17 protein-coding genes, 3 tRNA genes and 1 pseudogene are annotated in these 13,565 nt (G+C 61.8%); 10 read left to right on the top strand and 11 right to left on the bottom strand.

Annotated features, from left to right (window positions below; translation table 11 throughout):
* Positions 1-142 precede the first annotated feature (142 nt).
* The 5 genes from NKI67_RS33265 to NKI67_RS33245 all read right to left on the bottom strand — a co-directional run bounded on the left by NKI67_RS33265 (position 143) and on the right by NKI67_RS33245 (position 2,086).
* Positions 143-343, bottom strand: coding sequence for a DUF2905 domain-containing protein (locus NKI67_RS33265; protein WP_023679908.1), 201 nt, complete (start codon positions 341-343; stop codon positions 143-145).
* Positions 344-391: 48 nt separating this feature from the next.
* The gene (locus NKI67_RS33260) at positions 392-1,030 is read right to left on the bottom strand and encodes a cupin domain-containing protein (RefSeq protein ID WP_352649051.1); all 639 of its coding nucleotides are present in this window, start codon (positions 1,028-1,030) and stop codon (positions 392-394) included.
* A gap of 136 nt (positions 1,031-1,166) precedes the next feature.
* On the bottom strand, positions 1,167-1,364 hold the full coding sequence (locus NKI67_RS33255; RefSeq protein ID WP_352541362.1) for a hypothetical protein: 198 nt from the start codon (positions 1,362-1,364) through the stop codon (positions 1,167-1,169).
* A 265-nt stretch (positions 1,365-1,629) separates the two neighbouring features.
* Positions 1,630-1,869 (bottom strand): hypothetical protein, encoded by a 240-nt coding sequence (locus NKI67_RS33250; protein WP_352541361.1) that lies wholly within the window; start codon positions 1,867-1,869, stop codon positions 1,630-1,632.
* Between the two features lie 141 nt (positions 1,870-2,010).
* Positions 2,011-2,086: transfer RNA gene (locus tag NKI67_RS33245), tRNA-Thr, on the bottom strand.
* Positions 2,087-2,244: 158 nt separating this feature from the next.
* Here NKI67_RS33245 and NKI67_RS33240 point away from each other — a divergent pair.
* From NKI67_RS33240 to NKI67_RS33230, 3 genes are all read left to right on the top strand, one after another.
* Positions 2,245-2,412 carry a hypothetical protein gene (locus tag NKI67_RS33240; protein ID WP_352649049.1) on the top strand — a complete coding sequence of 56 codons (168 nt, stop codon included), beginning with the start codon at positions 2,245-2,247 and terminating at the stop codon, positions 2,410-2,412.
* Between the two features lie 176 nt (positions 2,413-2,588).
* Positions 2,589-2,888, top strand: a complete 300-nt coding sequence (locus NKI67_RS33235; RefSeq protein WP_023680423.1) for a BA14K family protein — start codon at positions 2,589-2,591, stop codon at positions 2,886-2,888.
* A gap of 464 nt (positions 2,889-3,352) precedes the next feature.
* Complete coding sequence (locus tag NKI67_RS33230; protein WP_023680424.1) at positions 3,353-3,709, top strand: hypothetical protein; 357 nt, start codon at positions 3,353-3,355, stop codon at positions 3,707-3,709.
* Positions 3,710-3,749: 40 nt separating this feature from the next.
* Here NKI67_RS33230 and bhcR read toward each other — a convergent pair whose 3' ends face one another.
* The gene (bhcR, locus tag NKI67_RS33225; RefSeq protein WP_352649047.1) at positions 3,750-4,607 is read right to left on the bottom strand and encodes an HTH-type transcriptional regulator BhcR; all 858 of its coding nucleotides are present in this window, start codon (positions 4,605-4,607) and stop codon (positions 3,750-3,752) included.
* A gap of 202 nt (positions 4,608-4,809) precedes the next feature.
* Between bhcR and gcl the strand changes: the two genes are divergently transcribed.
* The 3 genes from gcl to NKI67_RS33210 all read left to right on the top strand — a co-directional run bounded on the left by gcl (position 4,810) and on the right by NKI67_RS33210 (position 8,543).
* Entirely contained in the window at positions 4,810-6,591 is a 1,782-nt protein-coding gene (gene gcl / locus NKI67_RS33220; RefSeq protein ID WP_352570927.1) for a glyoxylate carboligase, read from the top strand.
* Between the two features lie 23 nt (positions 6,592-6,614).
* Complete coding sequence (hyi, locus tag NKI67_RS33215; protein ID WP_352570928.1) at positions 6,615-7,412, top strand: hydroxypyruvate isomerase; 798 nt, start codon at positions 6,615-6,617, stop codon at positions 7,410-7,412.
* Between the two features lie 243 nt (positions 7,413-7,655).
* Positions 7,656-8,543 (top strand): 2-hydroxy-3-oxopropionate reductase, encoded by an 888-nt coding sequence (locus NKI67_RS33210; RefSeq protein WP_352649045.1) that lies wholly within the window; start codon positions 7,656-7,658, stop codon positions 8,541-8,543.
* A gap of 137 nt (positions 8,544-8,680) precedes the next feature.
* Here NKI67_RS33210 and NKI67_RS33205 read toward each other — a convergent pair whose 3' ends face one another.
* Positions 8,681-9,532: a TrmH family RNA methyltransferase gene (locus tag NKI67_RS33205; protein WP_352649043.1), complete on the bottom strand. Its 852-nt coding sequence runs from the start codon at positions 9,530-9,532 to the stop codon at positions 8,681-8,683.
* 202 nt (positions 9,533-9,734) lie between these two features.
* On the opposite strand from NKI67_RS33205, the gene NKI67_RS33200 reads away from it, so the two are divergent.
* Positions 9,735-9,819, top strand: a tRNA-Tyr gene (locus NKI67_RS33200).
* A gap of 67 nt (positions 9,820-9,886) precedes the next feature.
* Positions 9,887-9,960 (top strand) — tRNA-Gly (locus NKI67_RS33195).
* Positions 9,961-10,135: 175 nt separating this feature from the next.
* On the opposite strand, the gene NKI67_RS33190 is transcribed toward NKI67_RS33195, so the two are convergent.
* Positions 10,136-10,603: a YidB family protein gene (locus tag NKI67_RS33190; protein WP_352649041.1), complete on the bottom strand. Its 468-nt coding sequence runs from the start codon at positions 10,601-10,603 to the stop codon at positions 10,136-10,138.
* Positions 10,604-10,762: 159 nt separating this feature from the next.
* Here NKI67_RS33190 and NKI67_RS33185 point away from each other — a divergent pair, with 159 nt between their 5' ends.
* Positions 10,763-11,020 (top strand): GlsB/YeaQ/YmgE family stress response membrane protein, encoded by a 258-nt coding sequence (locus NKI67_RS33185; RefSeq protein WP_023680431.1) that lies wholly within the window; start codon positions 10,763-10,765, stop codon positions 11,018-11,020.
* Positions 11,021-11,065: 45 nt separating this feature from the next.
* Here the strand turns inward: NKI67_RS33185 and NKI67_RS33180 are convergent, their stop codons facing one another.
* The 3 genes from NKI67_RS33180 to NKI67_RS33170 form a co-directional block, all read right to left on the bottom strand.
* The gene (locus NKI67_RS33180) at positions 11,066-11,725 is read right to left on the bottom strand and encodes an N-acetylmuramoyl-L-alanine amidase (protein WP_352649039.1); all 660 of its coding nucleotides are present in this window, start codon (positions 11,723-11,725) and stop codon (positions 11,066-11,068) included.
* Positions 11,726-11,830: 105 nt separating this feature from the next.
* A complete protein-coding gene (locus tag NKI67_RS33175; RefSeq protein WP_352649037.1) occupies positions 11,831-12,286 on the bottom strand; it encodes a GFA family protein in 456 nt (151 codons plus the stop codon).
* 35 nt (positions 12,287-12,321) lie between these two features.
* Positions 12,322-13,209 (bottom strand): DMT family transporter, encoded by an 888-nt coding sequence (locus tag NKI67_RS33170; RefSeq protein WP_352649035.1) that lies wholly within the window; start codon positions 13,207-13,209, stop codon positions 12,322-12,324.
* Between the two features lie 271 nt (positions 13,210-13,480).
* On the opposite strand from NKI67_RS33170, the pseudogene NKI67_RS33165 reads away from it, so the two are divergent.
* A pseudogene (locus tag NKI67_RS33165) lies at positions 13,481-13,565 on the top strand (GTP-binding protein); the annotation flags it as partial.

The raw sequence follows: 13,565 nt of genomic DNA, 5'->3' as shown, positions 1-13,565 counted from the left end.
GTGAAGCGCGAGGAGGCGAGGATTGCCGAACTGCGCACGGCGATACGCAGGCAGAACAGGATATTGGTGGCGGCGATCGGAGTGTAAGAAGATCAAGGGCGAGTTGGGCCTGCAACACAAATCGCCGCAGCCGGAGCATCGCCTACCGGTTGATCAGCCATAGAATGGCCGAGAGCACGATGCTGACCAGTATCCCCGTGGTGATAGGGACATAAAGCCTGAAGTTCTCACGCTCGATCACGATATCGCCGGGCAGCCTGCCAAGGCCGGTCCGGGCCAACCAAGGCCACAGCAGGCCTATGGCGACTATGCTGAGACCAACGACGATCAGAGTTCGCGACATGGCAGCATCCTGCCGATAAAAATGCCGGGCGCCTAGTATGGACCCGGATCAGCCAGCCGTTAGGCCTGCTCGAGCGAGGATTTCAGGAGCCGGCATGACATGCCCGTGCGGCTTGCAGTAGACGGGGTCGATCGCGTGATAGCCAAGCAGATGGCCGAGTGGCGCCAGGATCCCCAGCGCCACTCGCTGAATCGCAGGTGGCGGGTGCGTGAAGACGATCACGTCGGCAAATTCTCTGGCGATGACTGCTGCCTGAAGCGGCGAAGGTCTACCTTTTCTGTCCACCTTGCCGGCATTGGCCAGGCCGAAGAGCATGCCGATCAGCAGCTCGAAACGGTTCGGGTCGACATTGTCCGCACCTGGCGCCCGGTCGACTTCGACTAGGACATGCGCTTCTTCGGTTTTGCTGCTGTTCCACCAATCATGTGCGACGCCTGCTTCGACCGTGGCGGATTGGCCAGGCCCCAGGGACAAAGTCTTCCCGGCGATGCAAGCGTCGAGACGGCCACGGAGGACGGCAAACCGTTCCGTCAGATTCGGGTGGAAGTGCTCGCCCACCACTGCGGCTCCCGGCCGGGCGGTCAGATGAGCGATGCCAGGTCCCTGGCCGCGGTCTTCGGTGCCACGCAGGATGACCGCATATTCGCCGGTCACCTTGTTCTCGTAGACATCTCCACAGCGTGACATGGATCGGCCTCCGGAGTTTCAGAGCACCACTGCCCGGCAACTCTATCGTCAAAGGCTTGGTCGTTCAACGACGCTCCAACGGGCGATTGCGGAAACACCAGTTGCCGGCTCTTCGTCAACGCGGGCGATCAGCGCTCTACCGAACATGCTTAGGCGGCCGCGCTCGCGGAAACGGCACGACCGTCAGTGGCGCCTTGCGGAATTCCGCGATGGCTATTTCTTCAATCAGCGCGTCGAGGACCTCGTTGACGCGTCGGCTCGTTTCATCTGCGCCGCAGAGGCGGTTTTGTGCGCACTCCAAAAGCTCGCGCGCCGCGGCGAAATCACTTCGCATGACAACACCCGTTGGTTTGGCCCGCCACACGGGGCATTGTCGGCGCGCTTAATTGAGCGAGTGCTAATATACACAGGGGCAATTTAATCGAATGCTGTTAAATGGCCCGGAGCCGGAGAGAGGCCGAAATGATGGCTGTAAGGGCTAGGCACTAATGGGCTCGGCGTCTCTTGGTATGAGATGCCAAAGTGCAATCTGGCGTCAGATTAAGCCGGCAATTTCACGCGACGTTTGTGGTTCCCCGACGGGGACGGAACGCGTGGCCCTAAAACGTTCTTGGGCGGCTAAGATATTCTCTGGCGGCGGCAATCTGGCGTCGGTGCTCGCGCAGGAAGGCTGCGCCGAAACAAATGGCGAAGGCCAGTACGGAAAGGCTTGTCGTTGCTCTTGATGTTGGATCGGGGTCGGGACTTGTCAGCAAACGAAAACCGAACGCGAAGGCGAAGACGATAAGGCCGCCAAACATCCCGTTGATGAAGGGGGCGGTCGTGCGTTTCTGCTCCAACGGAAACTCCCATGGTTTCCGATGCAGTTATATGCGTTTGAATTGATGTGCCACCGCTCTTGACGGCCCGACCCTGTGGAAATCGGGGATGACCAGATATCGATGCGCGTTGGGAAGTCCTCGCAAGCAATCCTTGCTTGCTGGTGCCCCCGGACGGGATCGAACCGCCGACCTTCGGTTTACAAAACCGCTGCTCTACCAGCTGAGCTACAAGGGCACGGCGCTTCGGTTACCATATTTGATGCGCCAGTAAAGACAAAACTCCGTTTTTCGGTTCCCGGCGAACGCGCCGGTTCTGCCGCCGGGGCGTCCTGAAAACGGCCAATTCGCTTCCTATATTGATGGAAGGTGCAATCGCATCAGCGAGGCAGTCGCATGATCAGGTTTGTCATCATTCTCCCGCTCGTCGTCGTGGCCTGGGTTCTCCTGGTGAAGCTCATCAAGGACCTGAAGCACGCCAATATCGACTGGACCGGCGTCACCACCATCGTCGGCTTCATCGCGCTCGCCTTCTGGCTTCGCCATATCACCGGCATGGGCTGAGGCCAGCCGGTTGTTCCGGTGAACTGTCGACGGCGCGACCGTTCGTGGTCGCGCATCAGACCGCGCGATTTCTCCCGCCGAGAAAAAATCCAAAAGGACCTTCGAACCTTTTTCCTTGTCGCGACGACTGATGGTCAAGAGGCGGTTGGATCGCCTCTCACAACAAGGAGATCGTCATGTTCAAGCGCACCATCGTTTCCGGCCTCGTCGCCACCACCGTCGCCGCCGCCATGCTGGTTGGTACGGTTCAGCCTTCGGCCGCCCATCACAAGCACAAGCACCTCGGCATCGGCATTGCCGCAGGTGTCGGCGGCTTCCTGCTCGGCAGCGCGCTGGCCCAGCCGCGCACCGTCTATATCGAGGAAGGCGGCGGCTCGTGGCACGTCCGGCGCTGCCTCAATCGCTACCAGAGCTACGACCCGTACTCGGACACCTATGTCGGCTACGACGGCTATCGCCATCGCTGCTGGCTTTGAGGGCCACTATGCCAGCTTGGGAGGAGGTGACCGTTTCAGGCAACCGGAAGAAGGGGCACCCCACTGCCCCTTTTTCTGTGTGTCTGAGTGGCAGGGCAGAGGGGTTGTTCCTCCGACCTCTTAGGACCTGGGTTCCTCGCCCGCCGCGAAGCGGGGGAGAGGTGGCCGCCTACGGGTCTTGCCTTCGGCAAGCCCGAGGACAGGCTCCGCGGCCGGAGAGGGGGCCTTCGTAGGGCGCGGTCCCCTCTCCGTCGCGGCTTCGCCGCGCCACCTCTCCCCACTTCCGTGGGGCGAGGAACCCAAGCTGGAATAAAGCCGCGCTCCGTCAGCCTCTCTGTCCTGTCGAACATCGTCCACTTAAGGCGAGATCGGATGCCGCTTCAGCATTCGCCAACACTCTTGCCGATGTACAGCGATTTCCCAACAGCCTAATCTGCACCGAGCCGAAACAGGGGAGAGGGCGCTTGGGCGAGCAAGATCCGAACGAAGAGCCGATCGAGACAATTTTCCGCAACGGCACAATCACCACCGTCGGCATCCTGCTGGCGTTCTCGCTGGGCTTCATCACGCATTGGGCCGCCAACCCGATACCGTGGGAAATCTATCACCTGGCCGCCGTCGTGCCGATTTTGATCGGCATTGCCCTGCAGATACGAGCGCTGCGGTTGCTGCTCGACATAACGTCTCTACAACGGCGCGTTTATGAACGCGCCAATCGTATCTTCATTGCCGGCCTCATCTTCACCGCCTGCGGAGTTGGGCTGGCGATGCTGCTTGATTTCTACGACCTATCGACCAAGAGCGCGGTGCCCGGGGGCTAGCTCTGGCCATCCTGGCAGATGTCGCACCATTCGGCGCTGGTCAGCGCTGCCATGCGCTCGGCTCGCTGCCAAGGCCGGGAGGGGTCGGCAGGCCGCCGATCATCCTCGTCACCTCCGCCGCCGCATCGTGCACCAGCGGGCCGATCTCGGCCAGCCGTTCCGGCGTGACCCGTACTGTCGGCCCGGAGATCGAAACGCCGCCGATCGGCTCGCCGAATTCATTGAAGATGGCGGCGGCAACGCAGCGCATGCCCGGATGCCGCTCCTCGTCGTCAACCGACCAGCCGCGCAGCTTGATCGTCACCAGGTCGCGGGCGAGCGCCGAGATGTCGGACAGCGTATTTTCGGTGAAGCGCTCCAACCCGGCCCGGCGCAGGATGGTGGCGACGCGCTCCGGCTCGAGATGCGCCAGCACCGCCTTGCCGATGCCCGAGGCATGGAAGGGGCTGCGCGTGCCCGGCCGGAAAAAGGCGCGGATCGCCTGGTGCGTCTCGACCTGACTGACGAAGACGACGCAATCGTCCTCGGCGACGCCGAGATTGGCGGTCTCGCCGGTCTTCTCCATCAGTTCCTGCATGACGATACGGGCGCGGTCGACCAGCTTGCGGCGGCGCAGGAACGCCGCGCCCATGCGATAGGTCTCGACGCCGATCGACCACAGCTGGTCAGGGCCGTCGAACTCGACCATGCCGTGGTTTTCCAGCGTCGTCAGCATGCGGTAGGCGGTGGATGCCGGCAGACCGGAACTGGCGGCGATCTCGCTCAGCGACAGGCCACTGCCATCGGCGACGATTGCCAGGATGCGCAGCGCCCGGTCCAGCGACTGCACCGAGGCGGCCTCGGCCGGCCCGTTGAAGGCGCGCGGCCGGCCGCGCTGGCGTTTTTCGGTGGTCTCCATCGGGCCATTCTTCGCTCTGTTCGCCCAACAAGCAATGAAAAAGTTTTTCACCGATTTGCCAAGCGAATTCGTGGAAAACAGAAAGTCAAATCAATTCAACTCACAAGAGCCGTTTTCTAGAAATGAAAAAATATTCTGAAAAAATTGAAAAATCATTGGTGCGCTGGCATCATAGGCTATCAACAATTCCGTGGAGGCTGACATGGCCAGGATGCGCGCAGTCGACGCAGCGGTTCTCGTTCTCGAAAAGGAAGGCATCTCCTGTGCCTTCGGCGTGCCGGGTGCTGCGATCAACCCGCTCTATTCGGCACTGAAGGCGAGGGGCAGTATCCGCCACATCCTTGCGCGTCACGTCGAGGCGGCCTCGCATATGGCCGAAGGGTTTACCCGCGCCAGATCGGGCAATATCGGTCTGTGCATCGGCACTTCGGGTCCCGCCGGCACCGACATGATCACCGGCCTCTATTCGGCCGCTGCCGATTCAATTCCCATCCTCTGCATCACCGGGCAGGCGCCGCGCGCGCGTCTCAACAAGGAGGATTTTCAGGCCGTCGACATTGCGGCGATCGCCGCACCCGTCGCCAAATGGGCTGTTACCGTCATGGAACCCTATCTGGTGCCGATGGCGCTGCAGAAAGCGTTCCATCTGATGCGCTCGTCGCGGCCGGGGCCGGTGCTGATCGATTTGCCTGTCGATGTGCAACTGGCCGAGATCGAGTTCGATATAGATGCCTATGAGCCGCTGGTGCCGTTCAAGCCGGCAATGTCGCGCGCTCAGGCCGAGAAGGCGTTGACGATGCTGAACGCGGCGGAAAAGCCTGTCATCGTCGCCGGCGGCGGCATCATCAACGCCGATGCGTCCGATCTGCTGATCGAGTTCGCCGAGGTCACCGGCGTGCCTGTCATTCCGACGCTGATGGGCTGGGGTGCGATCCCCGACGACCACCGCCTGATGGCCGGCATGTGCGGGCTGCAGACCTCGCACCGCTATGGCAATGCCACGATGCTCGAAGCCGATTTCGTTTTCGGCATCGGCAACCGCTGGGCCAACCGCCACACCGGTTCGATCGACGTCTACACCAAGGGTAAGAAATTCATCCACGTCGATATCGAGCCGACGCAGATCGGCCGCGTCTTCGCGCCGGACCTCGGCGTCGTCTCGGACGCCGGTGCGGCGCTGAAAATGCTGCTCGACGTCGCCACCGAGTGGAGGACGGCCGGAAAATTGCGCGACTGGTCGGGCTGGGCCGGCGAATGCCGGCAGCGCAAGAAGACAATGAAGCGCAAGACCCATTTCGACCAGGTCCCGCTGAAGCCGCAGCGCGTCTACGAGGAGATGAACAAGGCGTTCGGCCGCGACATCACCTATGTCACCACGATCGGCCTGTCGCAGATCGCCGGGGCGCAGTTCCTGCACGTCTACAAGCCACGCAACTGGATCAATTGCGGCCAGGCCGGCCCGCTCGGCTGGACGCTGCCGGCAGCGCTCGGTGTTCGCGCCGCCGATCCGGACCGCACCATCGTGGCGCTGTCCGGCGACTATGATTTCCAGTTCATGATCGAGGAACTGGCGGCCGGCGCACAGCACAGATTGCCCTACATCCATGTCGTCGTGAACAATGCCTATCTCGGCCTGATCCGCCAGGCGCAGCGCGGCTTTTCGATGGACTTCGAAGTCAGCCTGGCCTTCGAGAACGTCAACCGGAAAGACGAGCCTGAGGCGGGCTACGGCGTCGACCACGTCGCCGTTGCCGAGGCGATGGGCTGCAAGGCGGTCCGGGTGCGCCGGCCGGGGGAATTCGCCGGTGCCTTCGAAGAGGCAAAGCGCCTGATGAACGAGCACCAGGTTCCGGTGGTGCTCGAATTCATCCTCGAGCGCGTCACCAACGTTTCGATGGGTACCGAAATCGACAAGATCACCGAATTCGAGGAGCTAGCCGAACATCACGAAGATGCCCCCACGGCGATCGTCATGCTCGATTAAGCCGCATATGAGGAACTACTGCCATGCCACGGTTTTCAGCCAATCTTTCGATGCTCTTTGGCGAGCATGACTTCCTCGACCGCTTCGATGCCGCCGCCCGCGCCGGCTTCAAGGGCGTCGAGTATATCGGCCCCTATGACCATGCGCCGGATGTCGTCGCGGCCAGGTTGAAGAAGAACGGGCTGACGCAGGTCCTGTTCAACCTGCCTGCCGGCGACTGGGCCAAGGGCGAGCGCGGCATCGCGATCCTGCCCGACCGCATCCCGGAGTTCCGGCAGGGCATTGCCAAGGTCGTCACCTATGCCCATGCGCTCGGCTGCGAGCAGGTCAACTGCCTCGCCGGCATCGCGCCGCAAGGCGTCGATCGCTCCGTGCTGGAAGACGTCTTCGCCGAAAATCTGGCTTTCGCGGCCGAAAAGCTGGAGCAGGCCGGCATCAGGCTGCTGATCGAGCCGATCAACACCCGCGACATTCCGGGCTTCTTCCTGAATTACTCGGACCAGGCTCTGGCCCTGATCGACCGCGTCGGATCGAAGAACCTGTTCCTGCAATACGACATCTATCACATGCAGATCATGGAGGGGGATCTCGCCCGTACCATCGAGGCAAACCTCGACCGCATCGCGCATATCCAGCTTGCGGATAATCCCGGCCGTCATGAGCCGGGGACGGGCGAGATCAATTTTCCCTTCCTGTACAACCACATCGACCGCATCGGCTATTCCGGCTGGGTCGGCGCGGAGTATAAGCCGAAGGCGGGGACGGAAGCCGGGCTTGGCTGGTTTCGGGACGCGGCCGGGCAGGGGAGTGCGGCGGCGTAGACGCTACGTATCGCACGTCGCGTTCCTGCGCGCCCCCCTCTGGCCTGCCCTCTTTGCCAAAACTTGGCATCTCCCCCACAAGGAGGGAGATTGGATGTCACCGCCGCTTTCGCCAATTTTCGAGGTCGGGAACGTTTAAGGGCCGGCGCGGGAACTGCCGATCTCCCCACTCGTGGGGGAGATGGCCGGCAGGCCAGAGGGGGGCGCGCAGGAACGCCCCCTTAACAAGAAACGGAGAAAGACATGGACACCATCGGCTTCATCGGTCTCGGCATCATGGGCGCGCCGATGGCGGGGCATCTGCTAGACGCGGGTTATCAGGTCGTCGCCAGCGACCACCGCTCGAAGCCGCCGGCCGATCTCGTCGCCAGGGGATTAAAGACCGTCACCGGCCATGATGCCGTTGCCCGCGCGGCCGACATCGTCATCACCATGGTTCCGGATACGCCGCAGGTGGCCGATGTGCTGTTCGGCCAAAACGGCGTCGCGTCAGGCCTTACTAAAGGCAGGCTGGTCATCGACATGAGCTCGATCTCGCCGATCGCGACCAAGGAATTCGCTAAAAAGATAAACGATCTCGGCTGCGACTATCTCGACGCGCCGGTGTCGGGCGGCGAGGTCGGCGCCAAGGCGGCTTCGCTGACCATCATGGTCGGCGGTGAGGAAAAAGCCTTCGAACGCGCCAGGCCCATCTTCGAGAAGCTTGGCAAGAACATCACTCTGGTCGGGCCGAACGGCGTCGGCCAGACCACCAAGGTCGCCAACCAGATCGTCGTCGCGCTGACCATCGAGGCCGTCGCCGAAGCGCTGGTTTTTGCATCGAAAGCCGGCGCAGACCCGGCCAAGGTCAGGCAGGCGCTGATGGGCGGGCTCGCAAACTCGCGTATCCTGGAAGTGCATGGCGAGCGCATGATCAAGCGCAGCTTCGCGCCGGGCTTTCGCGTCGAACTCCACCAGAAGGACCTGAATCTCGCCCTTGAAGGCGCGAAAGCGCTCGGCGTCGCCCTGCCCAACACTTCAACGACGCAGCAATTGTTCAACTCGTGCGCGGCGAATGGCGGGTCAAAGGAGGATCATTCGGCGCTGGTCAAGGCGCTGGAGCGAATGGCGGGATGTGAAGTGGGTGAATAGTGAATAGTGAATAGTGAATAGTGAATAGTGAATAGGTAGTCAGTTGCAGATAGGTGAGTAGTTGGTAGTGAATTGGTCACGACTTACGCACAGTCTCACCATTCACCATTCACCATTCACCATTCACCATTCACCATTCACTCTCTCAAAAACTTCCTCGCCGCATAAAGCGCCACCGCCGCGGCATTCGACACGTTGAGCGAGCGGATGGCACCGGGCATGTCGAGCCGGGCCAGCGTCGTCACCGTCTCGCGCGTCTTCTGGCGCAGGCCCTTGCCTTCGGCGCCCAGCACCAATGCGATCTTCTCTCCCGAAAAGCTCGTTTCGAGCTCCGCCGGACCGTCCGAATCCAGCCCGATGGTCTGGAAGCCGGCCTCGTGCAGCTGCCCCAGCGCGTCGGCGAGGTTCTTCACCTCGACTTGGTCGATATACTCGAGCGCGCCGGAGGCCGACTTCGCCAGCACGCCGGATTCCTGCGGGCTGTGGCGCGCCGTGGTTATCAGTGCACCGGCGCCGAAAGCCACGGCCGAGCGCAGGATCGCACCGACATTGTGCGGATCGGTGATCTGGTCGAGCACCAGCACCAGCCTGGTGTCGCCGAGCGCATCGAGGCGTTTCGGTTTCAGCGGCTCGGCCTCGATCACCACGCCCTGGTGCACGGCATCCGAGCCGGTGACCTTGTCGATGTCCCTTGGTTCGACCAACTCCGCCTTGAAGGGCAAAGCGCCAAGGTCGGCGATTGCCAGCCGCTCGGCAGCGTTGCGCGTCACCAGCATCTTCTTGATTTTTCGGCGCGGATTGTCGAGTGCGGCCCGCACCGTGTGCAGCCCGTAGAGCCGCACCAGCCCATCCGCCGGGTTCTCGCCGGGCGGCACCGGCTGGCGTGGCCTGAATGCAGGCGCGCCACCGCTCTTCTCGTCGCGATGCGCGCGGCGCAGCTTCGCGTAGTGGGTGTCTTTAGGGGTCTTCGATTTGTTGTCGTTGCTCATGGCCGGCTTCTATAGCCGTGTCGTCCGGCCATGGATACAGCTGCATAAGCTGCTTGTCGGGCGAGGTGCGAAATTCAGCGCTTTTTGCCGGGCTGTTGCGGTTGACAGTTTTGGGCGCTGCCGCCATAAGGCGCTTCGCGGAAGGGCTGCTCAGGCAGCCGCGACGCGTCGATGTCTCGTTGCATGGCTCCGGCGGCAGACTGGAGAGGTGCCCGAGTGGTTAAAGGGGACGGACTGTAAATCCGTTGGCTATGCCTACGTTGGTTCAAATCCAACCCTCTCCACCACTGCCGGCCCGGAAGCCCTGAAACGCAGAGCGAGCGTCGGAGCGGATCCGATGCTTGACTGAAAGGCGCGGGTATAGCTCAGTGGTAGAGCAGCAGCCTTCCAAGCTGAATATGCGGGTTCGATTCCCGCTACCCGCTCCAGATTTCCCCCAAGCCGCGGTGCACCTCGCGCACGATGCCGAAGCAGGCAGCCCCAAGCGAAGCGCTTTGCCGATAGTTCAAAGTATTCGTTGCGCGTCCAGACGGACGCGCATCTTAATCTGTGTTATCGTTGTTATCGTTGTCCCGAACCGCAGGCGGCGTTGGGCGACAGGCGTCAGCTCGCGAATTTGCTGAATATGGACGCGAGCTGGTTCTGCTGCGGCACCTGCCCGTTCGGCGTCAACTGGTCGACAAGCCCTGGCAAGGCCGCGGACAATTGCTTGAGCAGATCCTGCTGGTTCAGGCCCGTTCTTTGCGCGATCTCCTGAATGATTTGTGGCCCGAGAGCACTGCCCAGATCGCTGGGGTTGATCGGCTGGTTCTGACCGGTACCGACCCACGAATTGGCAACGTTGCCGTGGCCGGCGTCCTTCAGTTTGTCGAGCAGGCCGCCCAGACCGCCGATCAGCCCGCCATCGGCGGATGCGGTTGTATCAGGCGGGACGGGGGCAGGGCTTTGCGCTGCCTCCGTCTGGGCGGAACTTCCACCGCTCAGCATTTTTCCCACCAACAGTGCGCCGAGCGCGATCATCAGCGGCTTGGCGACGTTGCCGCCGGGAACGGCATTGTCAAACAGTCCCATTGTGGATCTCCATGTCAAATTGCCCGTCCGTCTCCAACAATGACGCATCCATGGCGAATTTCAAGCCGGTTTGAGCTTTCCGTAATCATGATTTTCAAGTTGGCTTGAGCTTTGCTTAATAATGTGGAAGTAATCGGGTGCGGGGAACGGAGAGGAAAAATGTCAATATTAAGCTGGATTATTCTCGGCGTCATCGCCGGCTTCATAGGCAGCAAGATCGTCAATAAAAGCGGGCAAGGCCTTGTGCTCGACATCGTGCTCGGGATTGTCGGTGCCATCGTCGGCGGGCTCATCTTCAGCGCCTTTGGCGCGTCGGGCGTTACCGGGCTCAACATCTATAGCCTGATCGTAGCCGTGGTCGGTGCCGTGGTTGTCCTGTGGGCCTATCACCAGTTCAGCGGCAGGCGGGCTCTGTAGAAGCCGCTCGGCAATTGCGTCGGCATTCATCCGAATGCCGACCGCCTATCTGATCCTTTTGAGGATTTCGCGGATCAGCGTGTTGAGGCCGGCTTCCAGCCCTCCCACCATGATCGGCCATAATTCCTCGAGCAGTCGCTGCCATGCGGCATCGCGCCCGTTCCTCACCGGCAGATTTGGCATCGCGCCCATTGCCGCCGTCACGTCGCGGCGCAGCCGGTCGCCGCAGGCGCTTGCGCCGCTGATCGTCGGATCGAAGGGCAGCCGGGTGAAATCCCATTTTCCGCGTTGCTCGATGCCGAGATTGCTTTCGACCTCGGCGTGCGAGAGCACCGTTTTGGGCGTGACCTTGATGCGGCAATATTTGCAGAGTTCGGCGACAACCGTGGTCATCGCGTCCCACTGCGCCCTGGTCATCGGATAGCGGCCGGCATCGAACGGCCTTTCCTCCGCCCCGGCCATGCAGCAGAGCGAAACCCCGATCGAGCCGCCGTTGCAGTTGAGCGTGTGCGCGGCATATCCCGGTTTTACCCGGCTCGAATTGAGCGCGATCGAAGGCCGGCCCCTGACCAGGCGGCCATTCCCCTCGACCAGTATGTGATACGCATCCCTGTCGGTATCGCCGGCCGAATGCGAGCCGGCCGTCCAGTGGCAAATGACGCGCTTCATCGCAACATTGGGCAACCAGTCGGGCGGCAATGCCACAGAAATCCCCGCGACATAAGTTCAGTGACGGAGCACAGTATAGTTTCGTTGGCGGCCGACGCGAAAACGAAACGATAATTTGGTTGAGCGTTTTCTAACGGTCAGCTATTCGCCGGCATCTGCGGCGACCGCGTGTTCTCTGTATTGCGGCAGATCGTCGGTGATCGTGAACCACTTCGCCTTGGAGCCGACGAAGATGTGCTGCGTCGGGCGGATGGTCGGCTCGTCGACCAGGGTCCCCATGGCGACATGCACGAAGGCACCGTCGCGGACCACCGAATAGAGCAACGAGCCGCAGGTCTTGCAGTGCGCGTCATGGCCGGTTTCGTCGCCGAAGATCATGAGATTGTCCTCGCCCCTCGCCAGGCTCAGCCTGTCGCGCTCGATGCCGGCGAATGGCTTGAAGGCCGAGCCGGTGGTGCGCCGGCAGTTCGAGCAGTGGCAGTTCGCGGCATAGACGAACGCGTCCGCCACCGCGTACTGAACGGCGCCGCACAGGCACTTTCCGGTGAGCGTGCGGTTGCTTGCATTCTGGTTGTTCTCGTTATCCGGGCCTGCCATGCGCTTCTCCGATTATCCCTGCGCCGTTTTCCGCTCTAGGCGACGACGGTCAACCGGCGCTTGCGCTCGTCGAGCGAGACGATGGTCAACCCGCTGGCCACCACCAGCAGGATGCCGCAGATGGCCAGCGCATTCGGGAGCTGCCGGAATACCACCAGGCCTGAAATCACCGCCCAGACGGTAAAGCAATAGTAGAACGGCGCCACCACGCTGGTCGGCCCGACGCGATAGGCCATGAAGATAAAGAAGTGGCCGAAGATCAGGAACAGTCCGGCGCCGCCCATCAGCAGCAGGTGACGGATTTCAGGCACCACCCACTGCTCGGAAACCAGATGCGCAACGCCGGCGCCCGCGAGCACGACAATCACCGCGGACATAGCGACGACCATTCCCGGCACGTCGGCGGCGACCTTGCGTCCGGCCAGATCGCGCGCCGCGGACAGGGCTGCATTGCCTAGCGCCAGCAGGGCATAGACCGAAATCCCCTGCATCGTCGGTTGTGCCACCATCACCGCGCCGATAAAACCAAGGCCGATCAGCGCCAGGCGCACCCCGCCGATCCGTTCGCCAAACAGCATCGAGGAGCCGACCAGCATCAGCAAGGGCGTGATCTGTCCGAGCGCGGTCGAATCGGCGATCTGCATGTTGGCGAGCGCCACCACGTAGCAAAGGATCGCACCCAGTTCGAGCAGGTTCCTGCGCAAAACCTTGGCGTCGAGGATCAGCGGGATCTGCTTGCCATAGCCCAGCATGAACAGCAGCGGAATGCCCCACAATGTTGCCGCAGCGCCGCGCAGGAACAGCACCTCATAGGGCGGCAGTCCCGCGGTTGCGAGTTTCATCATCGTGTCGTTGACGATGTAGGACCCGGTCGAAACGACCATGAACAGCGGGCCTCGTATGGCAGTCGGGATGAAATGCATCGGCCCACGAAATCAGACCGGCGCCAGGGCGGCAATGGGCCAGATCCGGCTGTAAATCCGGCAAAGCCGTCAGCCGCCGCCGTAACCATTCCATTTGCCCTTGTTCGTTCCTATATCCGCGCCACATTCTCCGAAACCGGATCACGCGTTCGGGCGGGCGAGCGCGCTCGGCGACAAGGCACTTGTGTTTTTCGGCCTTAGTCGCTAATCGCCCCGCATTCGACTGAACTGAAGGTCCAGGCCGTCCCCAGGCCGTCCAAGGAAAGAGACTATGGCAAAAGGTAAATTCGAGCGCACTAAGCCTCATGTGAACATTGGCACGATTGGTCACGTCGACCATGGCAAGACGTCGCTGA

This window comes from Mesorhizobium sp. M0408 (assembly GCF_040321495.1).
In the GTDB taxonomy this organism is placed as follows: Bacteria; Pseudomonadota; Alphaproteobacteria; order Rhizobiales; family Rhizobiaceae; genus Mesorhizobium.
The sequence above is the reverse complement of the archived record's forward strand: the minus strand, read 5'-3'. Positions and strand labels throughout refer to the sequence as shown.

Bases quoted from the DNA above. Each gene is read 5' to 3' on its own strand.
- NKI67_RS33175 (WP_352649037.1), bottom strand. From the start codon at position 12,286: ATGGCAGGCCCGGATAACGAGAACAACCAGAATGCAAGCAACCGCACG.
- NKI67_RS33185 (WP_023680431.1), top strand. From the start codon at position 10,763: ATGTCAATATTAAGCTGGATTATTCTCGGCGTCATCGCCGGCTTCATA.
- NKI67_RS33205 (WP_352649043.1), bottom strand. From the start codon at position 9,532: ATGAGCAACGACAACAAATCGAAGACCCCTAAAGACACCCACTACGCG.
- NKI67_RS33235 (WP_023680423.1), top strand. From the start codon at position 2,589: ATGTTCAAGCGCACCATCGTTTCCGGCCTCGTCGCCACCACCGTCGCC.
- NKI67_RS33265 (WP_023679908.1), bottom strand. From the start codon at position 343: ATGTCGCGAACTCTGATCGTCGTTGGTCTCAGCATAGTCGCCATAGGC.
- gcl (WP_352570927.1), top strand. From the start codon at position 4,810: ATGGCCAGGATGCGCGCAGTCGACGCAGCGGTTCTCGTTCTCGAAAAG.
- NKI67_RS33260 (WP_352649051.1), bottom strand. From the start codon at position 1,030: ATGTCACGCTGTGGAGATGTCTACGAGAACAAGGTGACCGGCGAATAT.
- bhcR (WP_352649047.1), bottom strand. From the start codon at position 4,607: ATGGAGACCACCGAAAAACGCCAGCGCGGCCGGCCGCGCGCCTTCAAC.
- NKI67_RS33255 (WP_352541362.1), bottom strand. From the start codon at position 1,364: ATGCGAAGTGATTTCGCCGCGGCGCGCGAGCTTTTGGAGTGCGCACAA.
- NKI67_RS33190 (WP_352649041.1), bottom strand. From the start codon at position 10,603: ATGGGACTGTTTGACAATGCCGTTCCCGGCGGCAACGTCGCCAAGCCG.
- hyi (WP_352570928.1), top strand. From the start codon at position 6,615: ATGCCACGGTTTTCAGCCAATCTTTCGATGCTCTTTGGCGAGCATGAC.
- NKI67_RS33170 (WP_352649035.1), bottom strand. From the start codon at position 13,209: ATGCATTTCATCCCGACTGCCATACGAGGCCCGCTGTTCATGGTCGTT.
- NKI67_RS33210 (WP_352649045.1), top strand. From the start codon at position 7,656: ATGGACACCATCGGCTTCATCGGTCTCGGCATCATGGGCGCGCCGATG.
- NKI67_RS33240 (WP_352649049.1), top strand. From the start codon at position 2,245: ATGATCAGGTTTGTCATCATTCTCCCGCTCGTCGTCGTGGCCTGGGTT.